Annotated in this window: 21 protein-coding genes; 12 read left to right on the top strand and 9 right to left on the bottom strand. The window is 52.5% G+C overall.

The features are described from left to right. Nucleotides 1-204: 204 nt before the first annotated feature. On the top strand, nt 205-1,338 hold the full coding sequence (gene wzz(fepE) / locus NMD08_RS18890; RefSeq protein WP_286543049.1) for an LPS O-antigen length regulator Wzz(fepE): 1,134 nt from the start codon (nt 205-207) through the stop codon (nt 1,336-1,338). Between the two features lie 46 nt (nt 1,339-1,384). On the opposite strand, the gene fepC is transcribed toward wzz(fepE), so the two are convergent. From fepC to fepD, 3 genes are read right to left on the bottom strand one after another with little or no spacing between them, the layout of a single operon-like run. Beyond that, on the bottom strand, nt 1,385-2,182 hold the full coding sequence (fepC, locus tag NMD08_RS18885; RefSeq protein WP_151218722.1) for an iron-enterobactin ABC transporter ATP-binding protein: 798 nt from the start codon (nt 2,180-2,182) through the stop codon (nt 1,385-1,387). Next, a complete protein-coding gene (fepG, locus tag NMD08_RS18880) occupies nt 2,179-3,171 on the bottom strand; it encodes an iron-enterobactin ABC transporter permease (protein WP_187252842.1) in 993 nt (330 codons plus the stop codon). Before fepG ends, fepC begins: the two co-directional genes overlap by 4 nt. Further along, the gene (fepD, locus tag NMD08_RS18875) at nt 3,168-4,175 is read right to left on the bottom strand and encodes a Fe(3+)-siderophore ABC transporter permease (RefSeq protein ID WP_151224907.1); all 1,008 of its coding nucleotides are present in this window, start codon (nt 4,173-4,175) and stop codon (nt 3,168-3,170) included. The genes fepG and fepD overlap by 4 nt, the downstream gene beginning before the upstream one ends. A gap of 109 nt (nt 4,176-4,284) precedes the next feature. Between fepD and entS the strand changes: the two genes are divergently transcribed. Further along, entirely contained in the window at nt 4,285-5,523 is a 1,239-nt protein-coding gene (gene entS / locus NMD08_RS18870; RefSeq protein WP_151224908.1) for an enterobactin transporter EntS, read from the top strand. A 44-nt stretch (nt 5,524-5,567) separates the two neighbouring features. Here the strand turns inward: entS and fepB are convergent, their stop codons facing one another. Further along, complete coding sequence (gene fepB / locus NMD08_RS18865) at nt 5,568-6,497, bottom strand: Fe2+-enterobactin ABC transporter substrate-binding protein (protein ID WP_151225084.1); 930 nt, start codon at nt 6,495-6,497, stop codon at nt 5,568-5,570. Nucleotides 6,498-6,711: 214 nt separating this feature from the next. Here fepB and entC point away from each other — a divergent pair, with 214 nt between their 5' ends. The 7 genes from entC to NMD08_RS18830 all read left to right on the top strand — a co-directional run bounded on the left by entC (nt 6,712) and on the right by NMD08_RS18830 (nt 14,247). Further along, nucleotides 6,712-7,887, top strand: a complete 1,176-nt coding sequence (entC, locus tag NMD08_RS18860; RefSeq protein ID WP_187259413.1) for an isochorismate synthase EntC — start codon at nt 6,712-6,714, stop codon at nt 7,885-7,887. A 156-nt stretch (nt 7,888-8,043) separates the two neighbouring features. Then, on the top strand, nt 8,044-9,654 hold the full coding sequence (entE, locus tag NMD08_RS18855; protein ID WP_370618758.1) for a (2,3-dihydroxybenzoyl)adenylate synthase EntE: 1,611 nt from the start codon (nt 8,044-8,046) through the stop codon (nt 9,652-9,654). 13 nt (nt 9,655-9,667) lie between these two features. Further along, a complete protein-coding gene (locus NMD08_RS18850) occupies nt 9,668-10,525 on the top strand; it encodes an isochorismatase family protein (protein WP_370618756.1) in 858 nt (285 codons plus the stop codon). Then, a complete protein-coding gene (gene entA / locus NMD08_RS18845; RefSeq protein WP_187259415.1) occupies nt 10,525-11,280 on the top strand; it encodes a 2,3-dihydro-2,3-dihydroxybenzoate dehydrogenase EntA in 756 nt (251 codons plus the stop codon). Before NMD08_RS18850 ends, entA begins: the two co-directional genes overlap by 1 nt. Before the next feature lie 2 nt (nt 11,281-11,282). Continuing rightward, nucleotides 11,283-11,696, top strand: coding sequence for a proofreading thioesterase EntH (gene entH / locus NMD08_RS18840; RefSeq protein WP_151224911.1), 414 nt, complete (start codon nt 11,283-11,285; stop codon nt 11,694-11,696). Between the two features lie 184 nt (nt 11,697-11,880). Continuing rightward, nucleotides 11,881-13,986, top strand: coding sequence for a pyruvate/proton symporter CstA (gene cstA, locus NMD08_RS18835; protein ID WP_187252835.1), 2,106 nt, complete (start codon nt 11,881-11,883; stop codon nt 13,984-13,986). Nucleotides 13,987-14,049: 63 nt separating this feature from the next. Further along, nucleotides 14,050-14,247: a YbdD/YjiX family protein gene (locus NMD08_RS18830; protein ID WP_151218731.1), complete on the top strand. Its 198-nt coding sequence runs from the start codon at nt 14,050-14,052 to the stop codon at nt 14,245-14,247. Nucleotides 14,248-14,365: 118 nt separating this feature from the next. On the opposite strand, the gene NMD08_RS18825 is transcribed toward NMD08_RS18830, so the two are convergent. Then, entirely contained in the window at nt 14,366-15,454 is a 1,089-nt protein-coding gene (locus NMD08_RS18825; RefSeq protein ID WP_210904811.1) for an oxidoreductase, read from the bottom strand. 133 nt (nt 15,455-15,587) lie between these two features. On the opposite strand from NMD08_RS18825, the gene NMD08_RS18820 reads away from it, so the two are divergent. Next, nucleotides 15,588-16,748: a pyridoxal phosphate-dependent aminotransferase gene (locus tag NMD08_RS18820; protein WP_151218733.1), complete on the top strand. Its 1,161-nt coding sequence runs from the start codon at nt 15,588-15,590 to the stop codon at nt 16,746-16,748. Here the strand turns inward: NMD08_RS18820 and NMD08_RS18815 are convergent, their stop codons facing one another. From NMD08_RS18815 to dsbG, 4 genes are all read right to left on the bottom strand, one after another. Then, entirely contained in the window at nt 16,749-17,366 is a 618-nt protein-coding gene (locus NMD08_RS18815; RefSeq protein ID WP_151218734.1) for a ParB/RepB/Spo0J family partition protein, read from the bottom strand. After that, nucleotides 17,351-18,574, bottom strand: coding sequence for a phosphoadenosine phosphosulfate reductase (locus NMD08_RS18810; RefSeq protein WP_187252832.1), 1,224 nt, complete (start codon nt 18,572-18,574; stop codon nt 17,351-17,353). Before NMD08_RS18810 ends, NMD08_RS18815 begins: the two co-directional genes overlap by 16 nt. 169 nt (nt 18,575-18,743) lie before the next feature. Then, nucleotides 18,744-19,649, bottom strand: coding sequence for a LysR family transcriptional regulator (locus NMD08_RS18805; protein WP_286538811.1), 906 nt, complete (start codon nt 19,647-19,649; stop codon nt 18,744-18,746). A gap of 206 nt (nt 19,650-19,855) precedes the next feature. Then, entirely contained in the window at nt 19,856-20,602 is a 747-nt protein-coding gene (gene dsbG / locus NMD08_RS18800) for a thiol:disulfide interchange protein DsbG (protein ID WP_151218735.1), read from the bottom strand. A 374-nt stretch (nt 20,603-20,976) separates the two neighbouring features. On the opposite strand from dsbG, the gene ahpC reads away from it, so the two are divergent. Continuing rightward, nucleotides 20,977-21,540, top strand: coding sequence for an alkyl hydroperoxide reductase subunit C (ahpC, locus tag NMD08_RS18795; protein WP_004859485.1), 564 nt, complete (start codon nt 20,977-20,979; stop codon nt 21,538-21,540). Between the two features lie 186 nt (nt 21,541-21,726). Beyond that, nucleotides 21,727-23,292, top strand: a complete 1,566-nt coding sequence (gene ahpF, locus NMD08_RS18790; RefSeq protein WP_151224914.1) for an alkyl hydroperoxide reductase subunit F — start codon at nt 21,727-21,729, stop codon at nt 23,290-23,292. Nucleotides 23,293-23,332: the final 40 nt, after the last annotated feature.

Here is a 23,332-nt window from a genome sequence, read left to right as displayed (position 1 = left end):
ATCAAATAGCTCCATAATGTAAATTATATGTTATGGAGATGATCTTTTTTGTGGGGCGGATGGCGATTAAAGGGGTGAATAAATTCCGAATATTATTATTGGTAGGGCTTCAGGCACAAAGAATGTTTCGGATAATTCTTACTAACTGGTAGACTTCTCTTTCGAAAATGTTCTTCTTTGGGCGCGGATCTCAGGTCACACAACATGTCATCATTAAATATTAAGCAAGACAACGTTTCGGAACTTACTGCTTATCCCCAGCCAACGGCTAATGCCAACGAAATTGATTTAGTGAATCTTATCGAAATTTTATGGCGCGCCAGGACGAAAATTATGGCGACCGTATTAGCCTTTGCTTGTGTGGGTATTCTGGTCTCTTTTTTGTTGCCACAAAAATGGACCAGTCAGGCCATCGTGACCCCTGCAGAACCGGTCCAGTGGCAGGAGCTTGAGAATACGTTGACCAAATTGCGCGTGTTGGATATGGATATAAACGTTAGCCGTGGTGATGTATTTAACCTGTTTATCAAAAAATTTCAGTCGCCCTCATTGTTAGGAGCGTATCTGCGTTCTTCACCCTACGTGATGGATCAACTGAAAGGCGCTGATATCGATGAAATGGACCTGCATCGGGCCATCGTCAGGCTCAGTGAGAAAATGAAAGCGGTTGACAGCAACGCGGGAAAAAAGAATGAAACCTCGTTGTATACCGCATGGACGCTGAGTTTTACCGCGCCACAGGCTGAAGAAGCCCAGTCGGTATTGAAAGGCTACATCCAGTACATTTCCGACATTGTGGAAAAAGAAACGCTGGAAGATATTCGCAATAAACTGTCGATCAAAACCAGCTTTGAAAAAGAAAGACTGGAGATGGATCGCGTCAGGCTCAAGAATCAGCTGGAAGCCAATATCCAGCGGTTGAACTACTCCCTGGAGATTGCGAATGCTGCCGGGATTAAAAAACCAGTCTATAGTAATGGTCAGGCAGTGAAAGATGACCCTGATTTTTCTATTTCACTTGGCGCCGACGGCATCGCGCGTAAATTAGAAATAGAAAAATCAGTAACAGATGTTGCTGAAATTAACGGTGAATTACGTAATCGCCAATATCACGTTGAGCAGCTGTTAGCGATGAATGTGAGCGACGTACAATTCGCGCCGTTTAAATATCAACTTTCACCTTCGCTGCCGGTGCATAAAGATGGTGCGGCTAAATCAATGATCGTTGTTCTGGCTGCTTTACTGGGCGGTATGGTGGCATGTGGTGGCGTTTTACTGAACTACGCCATGGCGTCGCGTAAGCAAAAAATGACGTTTGTTGACCAACAACTGGTGTGATGAATTGTCGTATGGCGGCGAACAGGCCGCCATACGACAAATCTTGCTATTTGTTGCGCCCGAGCGGTACCACTAACGGCGTTCCGGCAACCGGATCGTCGATAATCATACAGCGCAGCCCATAGATTTTTTCGATAAGCTCCGCCGTGACAATCTCCTTCGGCGCGCCCTCGGCAATAATATGTCCGTCACGGAGTGCAATCAGATGCGTCGCATAGCGACAGGCCTGATTGAGGTCGTGTAAAACGGCGGCCAGCGTATAGCCTTTCTCCCGGTTTAGTTCACTCAGTAGCTCCAGCAGATCGATCTGATGACTGATATCCAGCCAGGTGGTGGGTTCATCGAGCAGCATAATGGATGTTTCCTGCGCCAGTACCATCGCAATCCATGCGCGCTGCCGTTGTCCGCCGGAAAGGGTATCCACACTTTGTGATGCCAGGTGGGTGATCCCCGTCGCCTGCATGGCGTTTGAGACCGCTATTTCATCTTCATTCCGCCAGCGGGTAAACAATGGCTGGTGCGGGTAGCGCCCACGGGCAACCAGCTCCTGCACCGTAATATCACCCGGCGTAGTGGCGTTTTGCGCAAGTAAACCAATTCTGCGGGCTACTTCTTTGCTGGGATAGTGCTGAATATGCTCACCGTCGAGCCAGACCTGACCGCGTGCAGGTGTCATCAAACGACTCAACGTGCGCAGTAGCGTTGATTTCCCGCAGCCGTTTGGCCCAATAATTGCGGTGAAGTGACCGTCGGGAATCGACACATTGAGGTTTTCCGCTACGGTAAACTTGCCATAACCCAGCGTTAACTGGTCGCCACGCAAACGGGCTACTGATTCGATCATTTTTTGCGGGACTCCTGAATTAACAAGACGATAAGATAAATACCGCCGAGGCTTACGGTGACAACGCCCACCGGAAGCTGATAAGGCATAAACAGCTGTTGAGCGCACAAATCCGCCATCAGCAGCAGCAATGCGCCGCACAATGCCGACAGGGTTAATCCCCAGCGCGATGTGCCGCTAACCCGCCGCGCGATATGCGGGGCGACAAGAGCAATAAATGAGATGGGGCCTGCCAGCGCGGTGGCGGCGGCGGTCAGCACAACGGCGACCAGCATCATCATCAAACGTGAACGTTCTACGCTGACCCCAAGCGCGCAGGCACTGTCATCACCCATTTCCAGTAAACGCATCCGGCGCACCAGCAACGTGGCGCACACCAGCATAATGATGATCAACGGTGCAGCAGGCCAGGTCTTAGCCCAGGTCAGACCATTGAGCGATCCGGCGTTCCACAGCCCAGCCGTCAATGCGGTTTCTAATGAAGCCTTCAGCAGCAGCCAGGTGTTGAACGCGACCAGCATGGCACGTATGCCAATACCGATAATAATCAGTCGGAAGGTGTCAATACCGTTGCGCCAGGCAAGCGCCCAGACCACCAGAGAGGTCAGGATCCCACCCAGCATCGCCGCAAGAGCAATAGCGGTGAGATGTTGTCCAAACAGCACCATTGCCACCAGTACACCGCTCCAGGCACCGGTATTGAAACCCATCACATCCGGGCTGCCCAGCGGGTTACGCATTAACGACTGGAATATTGCGCCGCTCACGCCGAGCGCCGCGCCAATCAATAGCGCCATGAGCATGCGAGGCAAACGCCATTCGGTCACCACCAGCGTAATACTGCGTGGCGCATCGCCAAACAGAGCAGCAAAAATTTGCTGGGTTTCCAGCATCACGACGCCGCTACGCAGGCTCCATAAGCCAACGGCGAGACAGCCTACAATCAGCAACAGGCTGCTGATTATCAGACGGCGAGAGAGGTGCATCATGCGCCACCTCCGCGTGGTTTCCGTCGTACCAGAAAGATAAGCACCGGTGCGCCGATGAATGCGCTGACCACCGAAACACGCAGCTCCCCGGGGACAATCAGGCGACCGATGATATCGGCAATCAGTAGCAGAGACGGGGTAGCCAGCAGGGTAGCGGGCAGTGACCAACGGTGATCTGCCCCTACCAGCCAGCGCGCCATATGCGGCATCATCAGACCGATAAAGGCGATAGGGCCGACAATCGCGGTTGCACTACCACACAGTACGGTAATAACCAGCAGGCCAATAAACTGTGTGCGAGCGACTTTACTACCAAGCGCAGTAGCAGTGTCGCTTCCGAGGCTCAGACTATTCAGGGCGCGGCTGAGGAACAACGCAACAGTAGCGGCAATCAGCACCGGCACAAGTACTACTTTAAGCGTTTGCAGGCTGCGGATATCCAGTGAACCGGCCTGCCAGAAACGTAGCTGATCGTAGACATCCGGGTTGAGCAGGGCGATGCCGGTGGATAATCCTTCCAGCACCGCGCCCAGGGCAACGCCCGCCAGTGTCAGACGTACCGGGCTTAACTGCCCACCGCCCTGGCTGCCGGTAAATGCCACGATCAGCGACGCGGCCAGCGCACCGGCAAAAGCCATCAGCAGTTGTTCTTGTGCAGAGGAAAAGCCGAACAGCGCGGCCCCCAGCACAATGGCGAAGCTGGCACCGGAGTTGACACCCAGAATGCCGGGATCGGCGAGAGGGTTACGCGTGAGTGTTTGCATTAATGCGCCAGCCAGGCCCAGCGCACCACCTGCGAGCAGTCCTGCCAGTGTGCGCGGTAGGCGCGCGTCCAGCACGATGGTGCAATCAGCGCTTTGACAACTGCCGGTGAGCGCATCCAGCACCACGGAAGCAGGTAGCGATTTTGCGCCAATCACCAGGCTTAGTACCGTGATGAGAACAAGTAATAACAATAGTCCGGGCACGGCGAAGGCACGTGTCGCGGAAACAGAGCATGGCATATCAACTTTCCTGATAATGATAGTAATTATCGTTATCGATCTTATTTGGATATGTTAGCATGTGCAGCCATCGAATGGATATTGAAAAAGTACCTGGTAAGGCTCTGTAATGAATCGACAATCATGGCTGCTCAATCTCAGCCTGTTAAAGACCCACCCTGCATTTCGTGCCGTCTTCCTCGCCCGTTTTATTTCCATTGTCTCTCTGGGGCTACTCGGTGTGGCGGTTCCGGTACAGATCCAGATGATGACGCAGTCGACCTGGCAGGTTGGTTTGTCGGTGACGTTGACTGGTAGCGCGATGTTTATTGGCCTGATGGTGGGCGGCGTGCTGGCCGATCGCTATGAACGTAAAAAAGTGATCCTGTTGGCGCGTGGAACCTGCGGAATCGGCTTTATTGGTCTGTGTCTGAATGCGCTACTGCCTGAACCGTCATTACTGGTGATTTATCTGCTTGGCTTGTGGGACGGTTTCTTTGCCTCACTGGGTGTAACCGCTTTGCTGGCAGCAACGCCGGCGCTGGTCGGGCGGGAGAATTTGATGCAGGCCGGGGCGATTACCATGCTGACGGTGCGTCTGGGGTCGGTCATTTCGCCAATGCTTGGCGGGGTGCTGCTCGCAACCGGTGGCGTGGCCTGGAACTACGGGCTGGCGGCGGCGGGGACCTTCATTACATTGCTGCCGTTGCTGAGCCTTCCCGCGTTGCCGCCTCCGCCGCAGCCGCGTGAGCATCCGCTGAAATCGCTGCTGGCAGCATTTCGTTTTCTGCTTGCCAGTCCGCTGATTGGCGGCATTGCGTTGCTCGGCGGTCTGTTGACCATGGCGAGCGCTGTACGCGTGTTGTATCCGGCGCTGGCGATTAACTGGCAAATGTCGAGCGCGCAAATTGGTCTGCTGTATGCGGCTATTCCCCTGGGGGCGGCGGTGGGCGCATTGACCAGCGGGCAACTGGCGCACAGCATTCGCCCGGGACTGATCATGTTGGCATCGACCGTTGCGTCGTTCCTGGCTATCGGGCTGTTTGGGTTGATGCCGGTGTGGGAGCTTGGGGTTGTTTGCCTGGCGCTGTTTGGCTGGCTGAGTGCGGTCAGCTCTTTGTTGCAGTACACCCTGTTACAGACGCAGACGCCGGAAGCGATGCTCGGGCGAATTAACGGTTTGTGGACCGCGCAGAATGTCACTGGTGATGCCATCGGAGCAGCGTTGTTAGGTGGTCTGGGCGCGATGATGACGCCAGTCGCTTCGGCAAGCGTCAGTGGATTTGGCCTTGCGATCGCAGGACTGCTGCTGTTGCTGCTGTTGAATGAGTTACGTCGTTTCCGTCAGACGCCGCCTGAACTGGCGTGAGGCTTCAGGCCGGATGCGGCGTAAACCACATCCGGTACGAACCATTAAAACAGTGAGGAGAAGCGTTGCAGCAACAGCGTCGCGCTGTAGTAGTCCAGACGGAAAGTTTCCGTTCCCAGGGCGTAAACACGCTTGTTCTGCACGGCCGGCAGATGTGCCAGCAGCGGATTGGCATAAATGGCGTCGGCATCTTTGTTGTCGCCCGCGAACAGGAATAGCGCTTCGCCATTCAGTCCGGTCGCCAGATTCTCACCGCCGATTTGAATGATATCGTGGCGCTTGCCCTGACTCTGGCTGGTGTGCAGTCCGGCTGGCAGCTGCGCTAACGTGAAACCTAACTGCTCCATTAACTTGCCTTGCGCAGATTCCGGCGTCCACAGGTTGGCGCTGTGCGCGGCGGCGGTGTACACCAGTGCGTTAACCGGCTGTGGCGGTAGGGTAATACGTTGTTTAACCGTCTGCAGTTGCTTATCAAACTCGGCAATACGTGCTGCCGCCTGTTGCTCATGCCCGGTGATGCCGCCTAACTGCGTCAGCAGTGACTGCCAGCTTTTGTCGTCGTAATTAATGATAAGTGTGGGCGCAATGGTGGACAGTTGATCGTACAGTGCGAGGGCAGAATCCCCGCCGGTGGCGCTTATCAGAATCAGATCCGGCATTTGCGCCGCAACGGCTTCAGCGCTCGGTTCACCAATATACAGACGACTCAATTTGCGCTCTTTTGCGACTTCGCTCCACTGACGCAAAAAGCCCTGCGCATCGCCAATGCGATTGTTCGGCGTGGTGGCCCCGCTGGCGATGACCGGAGCATCAATCGCCAGTAGCGAGCCTGTGAGGGTGACGCTGGTGGAGACAATGCGCTGCGGCTTATGCTCCAGCGTATGCGTGCCGCGGCTGTCGGTAACCTGACGCGGCCACTCGGCGGCGTGACCTGAAGAAATTCCTGAAATAGACAAACCTGTCAGCAAGAGCATGGTGCGGCAAAAAGAGGGGAGACTCACGAATCAGCTTCCTGTTATCAGTATGAGTAATGCTTCTCATTTTCATTGTTAGTGAACAAGGATGCAAGCCAAAGTCGCACATTGTGCTACCTCAAGAGTTGACATACTGCCGCTTTACTTTTAGGTTAGCGACCGAAAATATAAATGATAATCATTATTAGAGCCTTTATCATTTTTGGAGGATGATATGGATACGTCACTGGCCGAGGAAAAAACGCAGACTATGCCGACGCTCGCTCCCGACAGTTTTTTCTTTATGTCGCCGTACCGTAGTTTTACGACGTCAGGATGCTTCGCCCGCTATGCGGAACCGGCAATTGATGGCGACGCGCCAGACAGCCCTTTCCAACAGAAAATGCGCGCCCTGTTTGCTGATGCCAAATCGCAGGGTATCGCTAACCCTATCATGGTCGGGGCGATCCCTTTTGACACACGCCAGCCGTCATCGTTGTTTATTCCCCAGTCGTGGCAGACGTTTTCCCGCACGGCGAAGCAGCAGTCATCACGTTATTTTAATGCGCATCAGTCGCTGAACGTCGTGGAACGTAAATCGATCCCAGAACAGGACTTTTTTGAAGACATGGTCGCCCGGGCGGCTGCGCTGACGTCTACCCCGGAAGTTGACAAAGTGGTGTTATCCCGCCTGATCGATATCACTGTAGACGCCAATATAGACAGCGGCGCCCTGCTGGAGCGGCTGGTGGCGCAAAATCCGGCGAGCTACAACTTCCACGTGCCTCTTGAAGACGACGGCGTATTGATTGGCGCCAGTCCGGAACTGCTGTTACGCAAAGAAGACGATCGTTTCAGCTCATTACCTCTGGCCGGTTCCGCGCGCCGTCAGCCGGACGATGTGCTGGACAGGGAGGCGGGTAATCGCCTGCTGGCATCCGAGAAGGATCGCCATGAACACGAACTGGTGACGCAGGCGATGAAAAATGTATTGCGCGATCGTAGCCGTGAACTGCAACTCCCTTCCTCTCCGCAACTGGTTACCACGCCTACGCTGTGGCACCTCGGTACGCCGTTTGAAGGTAAAGCCAACGCGCAGGAAAACGCCCTGACGTTGGCGTGCCTGCTACACCCGACGCCTGCGCTGAGCGGCTTCCCGCATCAGGTCGCACGCAAACTTATCGCCGAACTGGAGCCGTTCGATCGTGAACTGTTCGGCGGCATTGTCGGCTGGTGTGATGCCGAAGGTAACGGTGAATGGGTCGTGACGATCCGCTGCGCGAGGCTGCTGCGCAATCAGGTTCGTTTCTTCGCCGGAGCAGGAATTGTGCCAGCCTCTTCCCCGGTTGCGGAATGGCGTGAAACGGGAGCCAAGCTTTCCACCATGTTGAATGTTTTTGGCCTGCATTAAGAGCCTGGTCCATCAGGCTATTTTATTTGCCAGTTTGACCCTGGGCAGTGCTCACAATCCTCACGTACCACAAGTACGCTCCGGTTGCTCCGCGCTGTCCGTGTCCAAACTGGCTGCAACAATATACGCCTTATTGACAGGCTCTAAGGAGTAATCATGAGTATTCCTTTCACCCGTTGGCCGGAAGAATTTGCCCGCCGCTATCGTGAAAAAGGTTACTGGCAGGATTTGCCGCTGACCGACATTTTGACTCGCCACGCCGATAGTGACCAGACGGCGGTGATTGATGGTGAACGCCATATGAGCTATCGCCAGTTGAACCAGGCAGCGGATAATCTCGCCAGCAGCCTGCGCCGCCTGGGGATCAAACCCGGCGAAACCGCGCTGGTGCAACTGGGCAATGTGGCTGAACTGTATGTCACCTTTTTTGCCCTGCTCAAGCTGGGAGTGGCGCCTGTTTTTGGGCTGTACAGCCATCAACGCACCGAGCTCAACGCCTACGCGACACAAATTAAACCGGCGCTGCTGATCGCTGACCGCGCGCATACGCTGTTTACCGCAGATGACTTTCTGAACACATTTGTTGCCGAGCACAGCTCGGTGCGCGTGGTTCTGCTGCTCAATGACGAGGGTGAACACAACCTGCAAAACGCGATAAGCCAGTCGGCGACTGATTTTACCGCTACGCCATCGCCTGCAGATGAAGTGGCGTATTTCCAGCTTTCCGGTGGCACTACCGGGACACCGAAGCTGATCCCGCGTACCCATAACGATTATTACTACAGCGTGCGCCGCAGCAACGAGATTTGCCATTTCACTGGAGAAACGCGCTATCTGTGCGCTATTCCGGCGGCGCATAACTACGCCATGAGTTCACCTGGCGCGCTGGGGGTGTTCCTTGCGGGTGGAACTGTAGTGCTGGCGGCCGATCCAAGCGCCACGCTGTGCTTCCCGTTGATTGAACAGCATCAGGTGAACGTTACGGCGCTGGTGCCGCCAGCCGTGAGCCTGTGGCTGCAGGCGATTGCGGAGTGGGGCAGTAATGCGCAATTGGCATCGCTGAAATTGTTACAGGTTGGCGGAGCGCGCTTGTCCGCGACGCTTGCCGCCCGCATTCCGGCGGAAATAGGCTGCCAGTTGCAGCAGGTCTTCGGTATGGCGGAAGGGCTGGTGAACTACACCCGCCTGGACGACAGTCCTGAGCGCATCATCAATACCCAGGGTCGCCCGATGTGTCCCGATGATGAGGTTTGGGTGGCAGACGCTGACGGTAATCCTTTGCCACAGGGTGAAACCGGACGCCTGATGACGCGTGGCCCGTACACCTTCCGTGGCTATTTCAACAGCCCTGAACACAATGCCAGCGCCTTTGATGCCAACGGGTTTTACTGCTCCGGCGATCTGATCGCTATCGATCGGGATGGCTACATCACCGTACAGGGGCGCGAAAAAGATCAGATCAACCGTGGCGGGGAGAAGATCGCTGCCGAAGAAATCGAAAACTTGTTACTGCGCCATCCGGCGGTGATTCATGCGGCGCTGGTCAGTGTGGATGACGAGCTGATGGGCGAGAAAAGCTGCGCCTGCCTGGTAGTAAAAGAGCCGCTACGCGCGGTGCAGGTGCGTCGTTTTCTGCGCGAGCAGGGCGTGGCGGAATTCAAATTACCTGACCGTGTGGAATGCGTTGAGTCATTACCGCTGACGCCGGTTGGGAAAGTGGATAAAAAACAATTACGTCAGTGGCTGGCATCACGTTCACTGGCCTGAAGGAGAAAAAGAGATGGCAATTCCTAAACTGCAGGCTTATGCGCTACCAACGGCGCTTGATGTTCCGGTGAACAAAGTCGACTGGGCCTTTGACCCTGAACGCGCCGCGCTGCTGATCCATGACATGCAGGACTATTTTATCGGTTTTTGGGGCGATAACTGCCCGATGATGGAGCAGGTTGTCGCTAACATCGCCGCACTGCGTCAATACTGCAAAGCGCATAATATTCCGGTGTATTACACCGCCCAGCCGAAAGAGCAGAGTGATGAGGACCGTGCTTTGCTTAATGATATGTGGGGGCCGGGCCTGACGCGTTCGCCTGAGCAGCAAAAAATCGTTGAAGCGCTGGCACCGGATGCAGCAGATACTATCCTGGTGAAATGGCGTTACAGCGCATTTCATCGCTCTCCGTTAGAACAGATGCTTAAGGAAACCGGGCGTAATCAACTGATTATTACCGGCGTGTATGCGCATATTGGCTGTATGACCACTGCAACAGACGCCTTCATGCGTGATATCAAACCGTTTATGGTTGCCGATGCGTTGGCGGACTTTAGCCGTGACGAACATCTGATGTCGCTGAAATATGTGGCGGGACGTTCCGGGCGTGTGGTGATGACGCAGGAATTATTGCCGATGCCTGTCCCGGCCAGTAAAGAGGCGTTGCGCCGCGTTATTCTGCCGCTGCTGGATGAATCAGAAGAGCCGATGGATGATGAAAACCTGATCGACTATGGACTGGATTCGGTTCGCATGATGGCGCTGGCCGCCCGCTGGCGTAAAGTGCATGGCGACATTGATTTCGTCATGCTGGCGAAAAAACCGACCATTGACGCCTGGTGGACGCTGCTCTCCCGCGAGGTGAAGTAATGGCCGGATTTGACTTCACAGGGAAAACCGTCTGGGTAACCGGCGCGGGAAAAGGAATCGGCTACACCACGGCGCTGGCGTTTATTGACGCCGGGGCACAGGTTACGGGCTTTGACCGCGAGTTCGCGCTGGCAGAGTATCCCTTTGCCACCGAGGTGATGGACGTGGCGAACGCGCAGCAGGTGGCGCAGGTATGCGGGCGTTTGCTCGCGAATACCGAATGTCTCGACATACTGGTGAATGCCGCAGGGATCCTGCGTATGGGACCAACCGACGCGCTTAGCGTTGAGGACTGGCAGCAAACCTTCGCCGTCAACGTGGGCGGGGCGTTCAATCTGTTTCAGCAGACGATGGCGCAGTTTCGTCGCCAGCAGGGCGGGGCGATCGTCACCGTTGCATCGGATGCGGCGCACACGCCGCGTATCGGCATGAGTGCTTATGGGGCGTCAAAAGCCGCGCTGAAAAGCCTGGCGTTAACCGTCGGACTTGAACTGGCGGGTAGCGGTGTGCGCTGTAATGTGGTTTCGCCTGGCTCGACCGATACCGATATGCAGCGTACGTTGTGGGTCAGCGATGACGCGGAACAGCAGCGTATTCGTGGATTTGGCGAGCAGTATAAGCTCGGCATTCCGTTGGGGAAAATCGCCCAGCCGCAGGAGATCGCCCACACGATTTTATTTCTTGCCTCCGATTTAGCCAGCCACATTACGTTGCAGGATATCGTGGTAGACGGCGGCTCTACGCTGGGAGCATGACGATGATCTGGAAACGTCATTTAACGCTGGATGAACTCAATGCCACCAGTCAGAACACCATGGTGGCGCACCTGGGCATGGTCTATACCCGACTGAGTGATGATGTGCTGGAAGCCGAAATGCCGGTGGATGAGCGTACGCATCAGCCGTTTGGTTTGCTGCACGGCGGAGCGTCTGCGGCTCTGGCAGAAACGTTGGGTTCGATGGCGGGTTATCTGATGACTCGCGACGGGCAGTGTGTGGTGGGGACGGAACTCAACGCCACGCACCATCGGGCGGTTTCGCAGGGTAAAGTGCGCGGTGTCTGCCAACCTTTGCACCTCGGGCGTCAGAATCAGAGCTGGGAAATTGTCATCTTTGATGAGCAGGGACGACGCTGTTGCACCTGCCGTTTAGGTACTGCGGTGATGGGGTGAAGTGACCCTGAAAAGTAAAATGAAATTGCAGCGTTAACAGGTAAATGAAGTGATCTAGTTAACAATGCAATGTAAATACTCAGTGATACTTCGGGTTTGTATGGTTGTCAGGTTGTTAAATTCAGAAAAGATGTTATAGAAACAAAATGTAACATCTCTCTGGAGCGGACAACGGATAACAACTATGAACAAATCAGGGAAGTACCTCGTCTGGACAGTGCTCTCCGTAATGGGAGCATTTGCCCTCGGCTATATCGCATTAAACCGCGGTGAACAGATCAACGCGTTGTGGATAGTCGTGGCGTCGGTCTGTGTCTACCTTATCGCTTATCGTTTCTACGGCCTGTACATCGCTAAAAATGTACTGGCGCTGGACCCGACGCGTATGACGCCAGCCGTGCGTCATAACGATGGTCTGGACTATGTTCCCACCGATAAAAAAGTGCTGTTTGGTCACCATTTTGCGGCGATTGCCGGAGCGGGGCCATTAGTTGGACCTGTACTGGCGGCGCAAATGGGCTATCTGCCAGGTATGATCTGGTTGCTGGCCGGGGTGGTGCTGGCGGGTGCGGTGCAGGACTTCATGGTACTGTTTGTATCTACCCGTCGCGATGGTCGTTCCCTTGGCGAACTGGTTAAAGAAGAGATGGGCCCAACGGCAGGCGTTATTGCGCTGGTGGCCTGTTTTATGATCATGGTGATTATCCTGGCGGTACTGGCGATGATCGTCGTGAAAGCGCTGACCCACAGTCCGTGGGGAACCTATACCGTGGCGTTCACAATCCCGCTGGCGATTTTTATGGGGATTTACCTGCGTTATCTGCGCCCAGGTCGCATTGGTGAAGTGTCGGTCATCGGTCTGGTCTTCCTGGTATTCGCCATTATTTCCGGCGGCTGGGTGGCGGAAAGTCCCACCTGGGCTCCTTATTTTGACTTTACCGGCGTACAGCTGACATGGATGCTGGTGGGATACGGTTTTGTCGCTGCCGTGCTGCCGGTATGGCTGCTGCTGGCACCGCGTGATTATCTTTCTACCTTCCTGAAAATTGGCACCATTGTTGGTCTGGCGGTAGGGATCCTGATCATGCGCCCGACACTGACCATGCCTGCGTTGACCAAGTTTGTTGACGGTACAGGCCCGGTCTGGAGTGGTAACTTGTTCCCGTTCCTGTTTATTACCATCGCCTGCGGTGCAGTCTCGGGTTTCCACGCGCTGATTGCCTCCGGCACCACGCCGAAGATGCTGGCGAATGAAGGTCAGGCCTGCTTTATCGGTTACGGCGGGATGCTGATGGAATCCTTTGTCGCCATTATGGCGCTGGTGGCGGCCTGCGTTATCGATCCAGGTGTTTACTTTGCGATGAACAGCCCGATGGCGGTACTGGCACCTGCCGGAACCACCGATGTGGTTGCGTCAGCGGCACAAGTCGTGAGCAGTTGGGGCTTTGTTATCACGCCTGATACGCTGCATCAGATTGCGAACGATGTCGGCGAACAATCCATTATCTCCCGCGCAGGCGGTGCGCCGACGCTGGCGGTGGGCATGGCGTATATTCTGCACGGTGCGCTGGGTGGCATGATGGATGTGGCGTTCTGGTATCACTTCGCCATTTTGTTTGAAGCCCTGTTTATTCTGACGGCAGTCGACGCCGGTACGCGCGCCGCGCGCTTTATGTTGCAGGATCTGCTGGGCGTGATGTCACCGGGTCTGAAACGTACCGATTCGCTGCCAGCGAACCTGTTGGCGACAGCGCTGTGCGTGCTGGCCTGGGGTTATTTCTTGCACCAGGGCGTGGTGGATCCACTGGGCGGTATTAATACCTTGTGGCCACTGTTTGGTATCGCCAACCAGATGCTGGCCGGTATGGCGCTGATGCTTTGTGCAGTGGTACTGTTCAAGATGAAACGTCAACGCTACGCATGGGTGGCGCTGGTGCCAACCGCCTGGCTGCTGATTTGTACCCTGACTGCTGGCTGGCAGAAAGCGTTTAGCCCGGATGCGAAAATCGGCTTCCTGGCTATCGCCAACAAGTTCCAGGCTATGATCGACAGCGGAAACATTCCGGCACAGTACACCCAGTCACAGCTGACGCAGCTGGTGTTTAACAACCGTCTGGATGCGGGGCTTACCATTTTCTTCATGGTGGTCGTGGTGGTGCTGGGTCTGTTCTCTATCAAAACTGCACTGGCAGCGTTGAAAGAAGATAAACCTACGTCGAAAGAAACGCCATACGAACCGATGCCTGAGAATGTCGAAGAGATCGTGGCGCAGGCGAAAGGCGCGCACTAATATTCTCTTAACCAATTAGCCCTCTCCTGAACGGGGAGGGCGTTTGTACGACAGGTAACCACTATGTTTGAAACGCTCTCTAAAGCCGGAAAGTATTTAGGCCAAACCGCCCGGTTAATGATCGGTGTACCGGATTACGACAACTATGTTGAACATATGCGAGTCACGCACCCGGATCAGACGCCGATGACCTACGAAGAATTTTTCCGCGAGCGCCAGGATGCGCGTTATGGGGGCAAAGGCGGCGCGCGCTGTTGTTAATGATCTTCATAATTCAAGCTGCAGGTATGTGGGCTTTGTTACTCGGCCCATCCCTGGGCTTCGCCCCTACAGGGCCGCTGCAAGCAGTGTGCAAATCTGCTCCCGGCAGATTTTTCGCTCACCCTGTAAACGATTCTACCTTTTCGAACGCCGTGCGCAGGGTATCCGGGGTTAACGTCACCGCTAGCGCGTGAATGGATTCTACCGGGCGCAGAGTGTGGGCAATCACCTTATCAATCTCGGCCTGATTCTTGATATCCACATCTAATTGAGCCAGCCGCGTTGGCAGGTTGAAGCGCTGATAAGCGGCTATCAATTGCGCCAGTGCATCATCTTGTTCCAGCAGCGCGCTCTGCACCAGTATGCCGTACGCCACTTTGGTGCCGTGTAAAAACCTCTCCGTTTGCGGAAGGACGGTCAGGCCATTGTGTACCGAATGTGCTGCCGCCACCCGGGTGTAACGTTCGCCCAGACCGCCAACCATGCCGCCTCCGGCAATAATGGCATCAACCACATCGCAAAATGTGCGGCTTAACTTGCCTTGTTGTTTATCGGCTAGCGCCTGCTCGCTGCTTTCCAGCAGGACATCGCGGATCGTCTGTGCGGCATGGATACCCAGGCGTACGGTCAACGGCAAAGTTTCCGGCTGAGGCGCGAGAACGACAGCTTCATACCACTTCGCCAGCGTATCGCCGATCCCCGCCAGTAAATACTCCTCTGGGGCGTTGAGTATGATTTCCGGCTCTACCAGTACGAGAAAATTAGCATCATCGAAAATGTCAAAATGTAGCGCCTGGCCAGCATCGTTGTACCAGACAGAGAGCGGTGTCCAGGCCGCGCAGGTGGCGGCAATGGTCGGGATCGCCACGAAAGGCAAACCGAGACGACGAGCCAGCGCTTTGGCGGTGTCGAGCAAGGTTCCGCCGCCCACGCCAATCACCACGCTGCGATCCTCTCCTGACAGTTTTTGTAGTTCAGTTACATCGGTTTCGCTGCAGTGTCCTGTGAACAACAGGCGCTTAGCTTCGGCAAGATGAAATGCATCTGGCAGATAAGGGCGGGCCGCATCAATGGCGCGCTCACCATAAACCCAGACAGCGTGTGAGAGTTGATCGGCAGTGAAAAAATCGTTGAGTCTTGACAGGCTGCCGGTATGGGAAAAATAGTTGGCCGGGCCGGTGACGACGCGAATCTCGGTATTACTCATGTTGTGTTTGTCCTTTTGGCTGTCCTGTCCTGGCAGGTTATTTTTATATAGACGTCTGAACGTCTTGATTGCCAAATACTAGCATCGTGCTATAGTGGCTTCAACCACAACATCACACGCTGGGATAACAATAATGAGTAATAACCCGCTGATTCCGCAAAGCAAACTACCTAATCTGGGCACCACTATTTTCACGCAAATGAGCGCGCTGGCGCAGCAGCATCAGGCCATTAACCTCTCGCAGGGATTTCCTGATTTTGACGGTCCACTTTTTTTGCAGGAACGTCTGGCGTATCACGTCGCGCATGGTGCAAACCAGTATGCGCCGATGACGGGTGTGCAGCCGCTGCGCGAAGCTATTGCGGATAAAACCACGCAGTTATACGGCTTTAGTCCCGACGCAAATAGTGAAGTGACCGTCACCGCAGGGGCAACGGAAGCATTGTACGCCGCAATTACGGCGCTGGTGCGTCAGGGTGATGAGGTGATTTGTTTTGACCCAAGTTACGATAGCTATGCGCCTGCGGTCGAATTATCCGGCGGGGTGGTGAAACGTATCGCGCTGCAACCGCCGTCTTTTCGCGTCGACTGGCGGGCGTTTAGCGCTTTGCTCAGCGAACGTACCCGGCTGGTGATCCTTAACACACCGCATAACCCTTCTGCCACCGTGTGGCATCACGCCGATTTTGATGCGCTGTGGCAGGCGATTAAAGAACGCGAGATCTTTGTCATCAGTGATGAAGTTTATGAACATATCTGCTTCGCTGAACAGGGTCATGCCAGCGTGCTGGCGCATCCCCAGCTACGTGAACGCGCTGTTGCCGTTTCATCATTTGGTAAGACTTATCATATGACCGGCTGGAAAGTCGGCTACTGCGTCGCGCCTGCCGCCATTAGCGCAGAATTGCGCAAGGTTCACCAGTATCTGACGTTTTCTGTCAATACGCCGGCGCAGCTGGCGCTGGCGGATATGCTGCGCGAAGATCCAGCGCACTATCATGAGCTGCCAGCATTTTATCAGCAAAAACGCGACATATTGGTGAATGCCTTGCGTGATAGCCGCCTGGAAATACTCCCGTGTGAAGGCACGTATTTTCTGCTGATCGATTACAGCGCTGTCTCTACGCTTAACGACGTTGAGTTTTGCCAGTGGCTAACGACTGAGGTGGGCGTTGCGGCGATCCCGTTGTCGGTTTTTTGCGCCGATCCTTTTCCGCATAAGTTGATTCGCCTCTGTTTTGCCAAGCAAGAATCGACGCTACTAGCGGCAGCCGAACGTTTGGTTTCGCTATAGCTATTTCACCGTCCAGGCTTTAGAGAATCGACGGTCGGCAAACAACTCTTGCAGGCCGTTGATTTGTTTTAGACGTAAAACCTCATCGTCGTCCATACCTAGCTCTTTACTTATTTTCTCTTCACTCCACCCCAGCTGTGATAATTCACGAACGATTTCCGACATAGCGTGAATTTGATGCCGCCCGCGAGCACGGTTATGGCGAATGGTCGCTGCCATACGTTCGTGGCGTTCGCGTTGTAAACAGGTGACGGGCAGATAGCCATGCAGGCGTGATCTCAGCAATGGCTTGCTTTTACCTAACTCATGACGGTGAAATCCATCGACGATTTCATAGTCTTCCGCCGTTGACTGGACCACCACAATAGGTTGAGTGAATCCGTCGGCTTCGATGGATCTCAGCAGCAACTTTTTCTCCGGCGGGGCAACGTTATTGGGATTGTAATCGTTGGGCGAGATATGATCATTTTTAACCCATAACACACAATCGACAGGCTCATCGCGAAAGGGGCTGACGCTGTGTATCGCCATTCTGAATTGATTGATCGCTTCAATTCGCTCTTCTTCTGACAGGCCAGAAAGAAAACCAGTGAGTTCCTGAGTTAATCGTTGCTGCATAAAATCCCCCATTCCTGGCGTTTTGTTTTCATACGTTCGTTATAACGTTGGTAGTTTTTAGGTTTTGTTGGGCTGAAAGAAAGTGCCCGGCACCAGTAGTCATTATTCAGCAAGACTTTGCAGATACGCCGCCACGATGGAATATCCTTTGAACCAATATCTTTTTCCTGAATTTGCGGGATATTGTCCATGCCCTTTTTCTTATACCACTGTAAATAAACGGCGATTTTATTGCGGTAATGTTCTGCAGTCGTCTCTGGCATGCTGTTCAATAGCAGCATGGCATATTCCTGCCAGCTTAAATGCTCTGGTTTGAGTATTTTCCGGTGACCGTAAAAATGATTATCATGTCCAGCGTAAATTCCCCCGCTTTTGACGCCGCTAACACGGGCGCACATGGCTGCCCAGCGCTCGGGTTCAATGACATGATATAGCCATAATCCCTGGCGCTGTTCCGGGCCAAAGGGCTCACAAATGCGCATGTAGCGCGTTGGGACACCAGCCTGATACATCAGGTTGTATAGGGGATTGCTCGGCATTCTGGTTTTTGCAAACCAGGTCCATATATCGGCGGTTTTCCAGTCATAAAGCGGATAAATATACCAGGTGTGCCCGCCGGGGGCGCTGGTAGTCCAGGGTTTATCATCGGCAAAACGTTGCTTATGAGAATTGGCGATAGCGACGAAACGATTGTATGACTCATCGGCGCGGATGCCCACCATCATGGCGGCTGGTCGTTTCTCTGAAAACCAGTCAGCAAATTCACGAACAAATTGTTCAAATGTCATGCCGGGTTGATAGAAAGAGAAGAACTCAGGGTCGGTTATAGCATCCGCAGGTGGTTGACGAACCCACGGTGTATCAGGTTCCCAGCACTGCCATTCGGGTTGAAATTGTGAGAGTGAATTTTGGGTGGTGAGCGGTAAGGCCACCCAATAAAATCGTTCAATGACATCGGCATAACGTTCACGTAGAGCTACTACATAGTCGATAGTGCAGGAAAATTGTGCTTCCCAGTCGATAAACAGGACGTTAATTTTTTTTCCTAACTGACGAGCGAGCGTGGCTGTCAGGTGTAGCATTAGCCCTGAATCTTTTCCTCCAGAGAATGAGACGCACACGCGTGGCAGAGTTTCTAGTGTCCAGGTTATGCGTTCCTGAGCGGCCTCCAGAACATTTTGTACCAGAGGAATTTTATAAACAGACATATCAAGTCCATATCGGCATCTTATTATTTACAGACATAATAAATGCTTGTAATTGGATATGCCAGTTTATGTGTTATGCAATTTACGCTGTATTCTTTATTTGTATGGTTCGCTAGGGATTATTCTCTGGATGAATTAAATTTATTGATTGAATATATCACTTGCTGTTTTAAATAATATTCTGGCTGATTCTTGCTATGTATTCAGCGAAAGCATTATTGTTGAGTGAGGCTCTGTTGTACATTAAATAAAGTGTAATGGATGGTAATGTAAAATCAATATTGATCTCTTTTAAATCTAAAGAAGTACGATAGTATTCGTATATAGCCCGAGGAATAACGCCGATTATGTCCGTGCTGGCAATGATATTGGTGATTGAGATCGTCGAATCGCTGCTGAAACCAATGTTACGATTGATTAAAGCATTATCTATTTGTGACTGGAAGTTTTTAATACCTTCATTTTCAGTAAGAAAAAATGTAAACTTCTCTTGTATAATGTCATCAATCGTACTTGACTCATTGATTCTTGAGTGATTTTTTCTGCAAACCAGGACATGCTCGAGTGTTGTGAATGGCGTACAGATAATGGAGCGGTTATTGATTGACTCTGTCGTAATGACCAGGTCAGCCTTGCGGTATACCAATATGTTCTCCGCCGTTTCTGAGGAGATTAATATATCGTGATGCTCAATTTCGATATCTGACTCATCTCTGAGAGAATGAATTAACTCGTTGATAATCAGTCTGGTTGCAAATTGCGGGCTGTAAATAACAAATTTTTTGCTCAGACTGGAACTGTGCATTATGTTTATTGTTTGTTCCAGATTGTTGAGGTTTTTCTCAAGATGATGATGAAGATTAATGCCTGTCACCGTCGGGGTAATACCCTTACCGGAACGAATAAACAGTGGATCATTAAATTGCGTACGCAGTCGCTGCAACGACTGACTAACAGCAGAAGGTGTAATATACAGCGTTTCAGCAGCCTTACTGATGCTCAAATGTTGATAAATACACTCAAATATAACCAGTAGATTGAGATCGAATTTTTTAAGATCGTAGAGATTAGCCATATATGCCTTCCAATAATAGTTATGTTGAGAAAAATAAAGATTTTGAATATTTTAAATGGTAGTTATTCTGGTGGTTTATGTTTCTGTGCTTAATGAATCATTAACTTTAACTAAAATAGCACAATCTGCGTAATTTTCACGAGGGGAATTTGAATTGTGCTGAGTGATTGAAATGAGAACGATAACAATCACTCATTCTATTACCTTTATTTATTTCCCATGATAATGTTTAATTTATCCTTATCGGGCAACCCGACCTCCTGTTGTAACGTATTGTCCTTGCTCATGTAATAGATAGCCGGCGTTACGTTAGCCCCCAGGTCATCCATCAACTTTTGATTGATATTCAATACTTTCATCTGTTCTGGGGGGACGGCGGTCGGGATTTCCAACTTTATTTTCCCACCAGATGCCTCATAGTCATGCCAGGTTTTGGCCGGATCTTTTGCGGCCAGAATCGCAGCGGCGGTAGCCGGACTTTCGGGTTTAATTACGCCAACCAGCAATGTGCGCAACTGAACTTTTCCGGAATCCACCCACGGGCGCGCCTGCTGCCAGAATTGTTTACAATAAGGACAGAAAGGATCGGCAAACACGTAGACAATGACTGGTGCCTCTTTTTTCCCGTCCAGGATCCAGGATGCCTTTTCCATCCGTTGCCACATCTCGCGACCTGCAGGGGCATAAACCTCTTTTTCGATTAGCGCATTGCTGAGGTTTTCTCCTTTTTCGTTATACATGTAGCCCGAGATGGCATGTTTACCGTCAGGCGTGACGTAGATAGTAACGCCCATATCCTGGTATTTTCCCAGATAGCCTTTCATTCCTCCCGGCGCGTCGAAGGGTTTCAGGATAGTAATGCCCTGTTTCTCAATCGCTTTAACAGGAGCAGGCAGTTCTTCGGCATACACCACTGCAGGGAGCAGGCTTAAAAGTAAGGTGCGTTTAAACATTGATTTTCCTTATAAAATAAGAAGGACAGGGGACTCTGTTGTAAAACCTATCGCAGCCATAGGTAAGATCGACCGTCCATCGATTGCCCTTTCTTTAGTTGGGTGATGTAATCCCAATCGCTGTTACGACCTTTGTTAAGGTAATGTAGAGCGCAACACATAGCCAGTCCTGCTGGCACTGATGTTACCTGCGGGTAGCTCGGGTAATGGGGCTCCCTGCAAAGGGGGCCTTTTTTACTTTTATCGTTAAGTTCACAACATGTGTTTGAGTGGGTTGTTAGTTATCGCTTATTGATTTGATAAAGGAAACGCATTAGCCCTGCGAAGAGATTTTCGTTAACTTATCTCTCAACGAAAACACGGAGGAAGTACAGATGTCTTTGATTAATACTAAAATTAAACCTTTCAAAAACCAGGCGTTCAAAAACGGTGAGTTCATCGAAGTAACCGAGAAAGATACCGAAGGTCGCTGGAGCGTCTTCTTCTTCTACCCGGCTGACTTTACTTTCGTATGCCCGACCGAATTGGGTGACGTTGCAGACCATTATGAAGAACTGCAGAAACTGGGCGTAGATGTCTATTCCGTCTCTACTGACACCCACTTCACTCACAAGGCATGGCACAGCAGCTCTGACACTATCGCGAAAATCAAATACGCGATGATCGGCGACCCGACTGGCGCCCTGACCCGTAACTTCGACAACATGCGTGAAGATGAAGGTCTGGCTGACCGCGCAACTTTCGTTGTTGACCCGCAGGGTATCATCCAGGCAATCGAAGTTACCGCTGAAGGTATCGGCCGTGATGCATCTGACCTGCTGCGCAAAATTAAAGCTGCTCAGTACGTCGCTTCTCACCCAGGTGAAGTTTGCCCGGCGAAATGGAAAGAAGGTGAAGCGACCTTAGCGCCATCTTTAGATCTGGTCGGCAAGATCTAAGCCAGTTTTGCCTTGCGGTGATGCGCTTGCACAGGCCTATGAAACCGTAGGCCGGTAAACGAAGTGCCACCCGGCAATCAATGGGCGCAGACGCGCCCATTTCATTCCAGCACCATGATGCAAGTTGCATTAATGCAGTCCAGCGAAGTCGGCTTGCATGATGATGTTTTCAGAGAGGGAAGAAGAATGCTCGACACAAATATGAAAACCCAGCTCAGGGCTTACCTTGAGAAACTGACCAAACCTGTTGAGTTGATTGCTACGCTGGATGACAGCGCTAAATCGGCAGAAATCAAGGAACTGCTGACTGAAATTGCTGAATTGTCAGAAAAAGTCACCTTCAAAGAAGACAATACTCTGGCGGTACGTAAGCCATCGTTTCTGATTACTAACCCCGGTTCTCATCAGGGACCACGCTTTGCCGGTTCTCCTCTGGGTCATGAATTTACCTCTCTGGTGCTGGCGCTGCTGTGGACCGGCGGTCATCCGTCAAAAGAAGCGCAGGCGTTGCTGGAGCAAATCCGCGATCTCGACGGTGATTTTGAGTTTGAAACCTATTATTCGCTTTCCTGCCATAACTGTCCGGACGTAGTGCAAGCGCTGAACCTGATGTCTGTACTCAACCCCCGTATCAAGCATACGGCGATTGACGGCGGGACATTCCAGAACGAAATCACCGAGCGCAACGTGATGGGCGTTCCAGCGGTCTATATGAACGGCAAAGAGTTCGGTCAGGGTCGTATGACGCTGACTGAGATCGTGGCGAAAGTGGATACCGGTGCAGAAAAACGTGCAGCCGAAGAGCTGAACAAGCGCGATGCCTATGATGTGCTGATTGTCGGTTCTGGTCCTGCGGGCGCGGCAGCGGCGGTGTACTCTGCACGTAAAGGTATTCGCACCGGACTGATGGGCGAACGCTTTGGTGGTCAGGTTCTTGATACCGTTGATATTGAAAACTATATCTCGGTGCCCAAAACTGAAGGTCAGAAACTGGCCGGCGCGCTGAAAGCACACGTTGATGATTATGATGTTGATGTGATCGACAGCCAGAGCGCGAGCAAACTGGTCCCGGCGGCGCAGGAAGGCGGTCTGCATCAGATCGAAACGGCATCCGGTGCAGTGCTGAAAGCTCGCAGTATTATCATTGCTACTGGTGCGAAATGGCGCAACATGAACGTGCCGGGCGAAGATCAGTATCGCACCAAGGGCGTAACCTACTGCCCACACTGCGATGGCCCGCTGTTTAAAGGCAAGCGCGTCGCAGTGATTGGCGGCGGTAACTCTGGTGTTGAGGCCGCAATCGACCTCGCTGGTATTGTTGAACATGTCACGCTGCTGGAGTTTGCTCCAGAAATGAAGGCCGATCAGGTGCTGCAGAATAAACTTCGCAGTCTGAAAAACGTCGATATCATTCTGAACGCGCAAACGACAGAAGTGAAAGGCGATGGCAGCAAAGTCACTGGTCTGGCGTATCGTGATCGCGTAAGCGGCGATGTTCACAGCGTAGAACTGGCTGGTATTTTTGTACAGATTGGTCTGTTGCCAAATACCAACTGGCTGGAAGGTGCCGTTGAGCGTAATCGCATGGGTGAAATCATCATTGATGCCAAGTGCGAAACGAGCGTTAAGGGCGTTTTTGCTGCCGGTGATTGCACCACCGTACCGTATAAGCAGATTATCATTGCGACCGGCGAAGGTGCCAAGGCATCATTGAGTTCGTTTGATTATCTGATTCGCACGACAGTAGCATAAAAAAGTAAGACACACCTGCAATACCAAAACCGCCAGTTTT

It is taken from the genome of Citrobacter meridianamericanus, assembly GCF_041320245.1.
Taxonomy (GTDB): domain Bacteria; phylum Pseudomonadota; class Gammaproteobacteria; order Enterobacterales; family Enterobacteriaceae; genus Citrobacter; species Citrobacter meridianamericanus.
This window is presented reverse-complemented; position numbering and strand designations above follow the sequence as displayed.

Coding starts and splice junctions, on each gene's coding strand:
- fepC (WP_151218722.1), bottom strand. CDS start 2,182: ATGATCGAATCAGTAGCCCGTTTGCGTGGCGACCAGTTAACGCTGGGT.
- fepG (WP_187252842.1), bottom strand. CDS start 3,171: ATGATGCACCTCTCTCGCCGTCTGATAATCAGCAGCCTGTTGCTGATT.
- fepD (WP_151224907.1), bottom strand. CDS start 4,175: ATGCCATGCTCTGTTTCCGCGACACGTGCCTTCGCCGTGCCCGGACTA.
- entS (WP_151224908.1), top strand. CDS start 4,285: ATGAATCGACAATCATGGCTGCTCAATCTCAGCCTGTTAAAGACCCAC.
- fepB (WP_151225084.1), bottom strand. CDS start 6,497: ATGCTCTTGCTGACAGGTTTGTCTATTTCAGGAATTTCTTCAGGTCAC.
- entC (WP_187259413.1), top strand. CDS start 6,712: ATGGATACGTCACTGGCCGAGGAAAAAACGCAGACTATGCCGACGCTC.
- entE (WP_370618758.1), top strand. CDS start 8,044: ATGAGTATTCCTTTCACCCGTTGGCCGGAAGAATTTGCCCGCCGCTAT.
- NMD08_RS18850 (WP_370618756.1), top strand. CDS start 9,668: ATGGCAATTCCTAAACTGCAGGCTTATGCGCTACCAACGGCGCTTGAT.
- entA (WP_187259415.1), top strand. CDS start 10,525: ATGGCCGGATTTGACTTCACAGGGAAAACCGTCTGGGTAACCGGCGCG.
- entH (WP_151224911.1), top strand. CDS start 11,283: ATGATCTGGAAACGTCATTTAACGCTGGATGAACTCAATGCCACCAGT.
- cstA (WP_187252835.1), top strand. CDS start 11,881: ATGAACAAATCAGGGAAGTACCTCGTCTGGACAGTGCTCTCCGTAATG.
- NMD08_RS18830 (WP_151218731.1), top strand. CDS start 14,050: ATGTTTGAAACGCTCTCTAAAGCCGGAAAGTATTTAGGCCAAACCGCC.
- NMD08_RS18825 (WP_210904811.1), bottom strand. CDS start 15,454: ATGAGTAATACCGAGATTCGCGTCGTCACCGGCCCGGCCAACTATTTT.
- NMD08_RS18820 (WP_151218733.1), top strand. CDS start 15,588: ATGAGTAATAACCCGCTGATTCCGCAAAGCAAACTACCTAATCTGGGC.
- NMD08_RS18815 (WP_151218734.1), bottom strand. CDS start 17,366: ATGCAGCAACGATTAACTCAGGAACTCACTGGTTTTCTTTCTGGCCTG.
- NMD08_RS18810 (WP_187252832.1), bottom strand. CDS start 18,574: ATGTCTGTTTATAAAATTCCTCTGGTACAAAATGTTCTGGAGGCCGCT.
- NMD08_RS18805 (WP_286538811.1), bottom strand. CDS start 19,649: ATGGCTAATCTCTACGATCTTAAAAAATTCGATCTCAATCTACTGGTT.
- dsbG (WP_151218735.1), bottom strand. CDS start 20,602: ATGTTTAAACGCACCTTACTTTTAAGCCTGCTCCCTGCAGTGGTGTAT.
- ahpC (WP_004859485.1), top strand. CDS start 20,977: ATGTCTTTGATTAATACTAAAATTAAACCTTTCAAAAACCAGGCGTTC.
- ahpF (WP_151224914.1), top strand. CDS start 21,727: ATGCTCGACACAAATATGAAAACCCAGCTCAGGGCTTACCTTGAGAAA.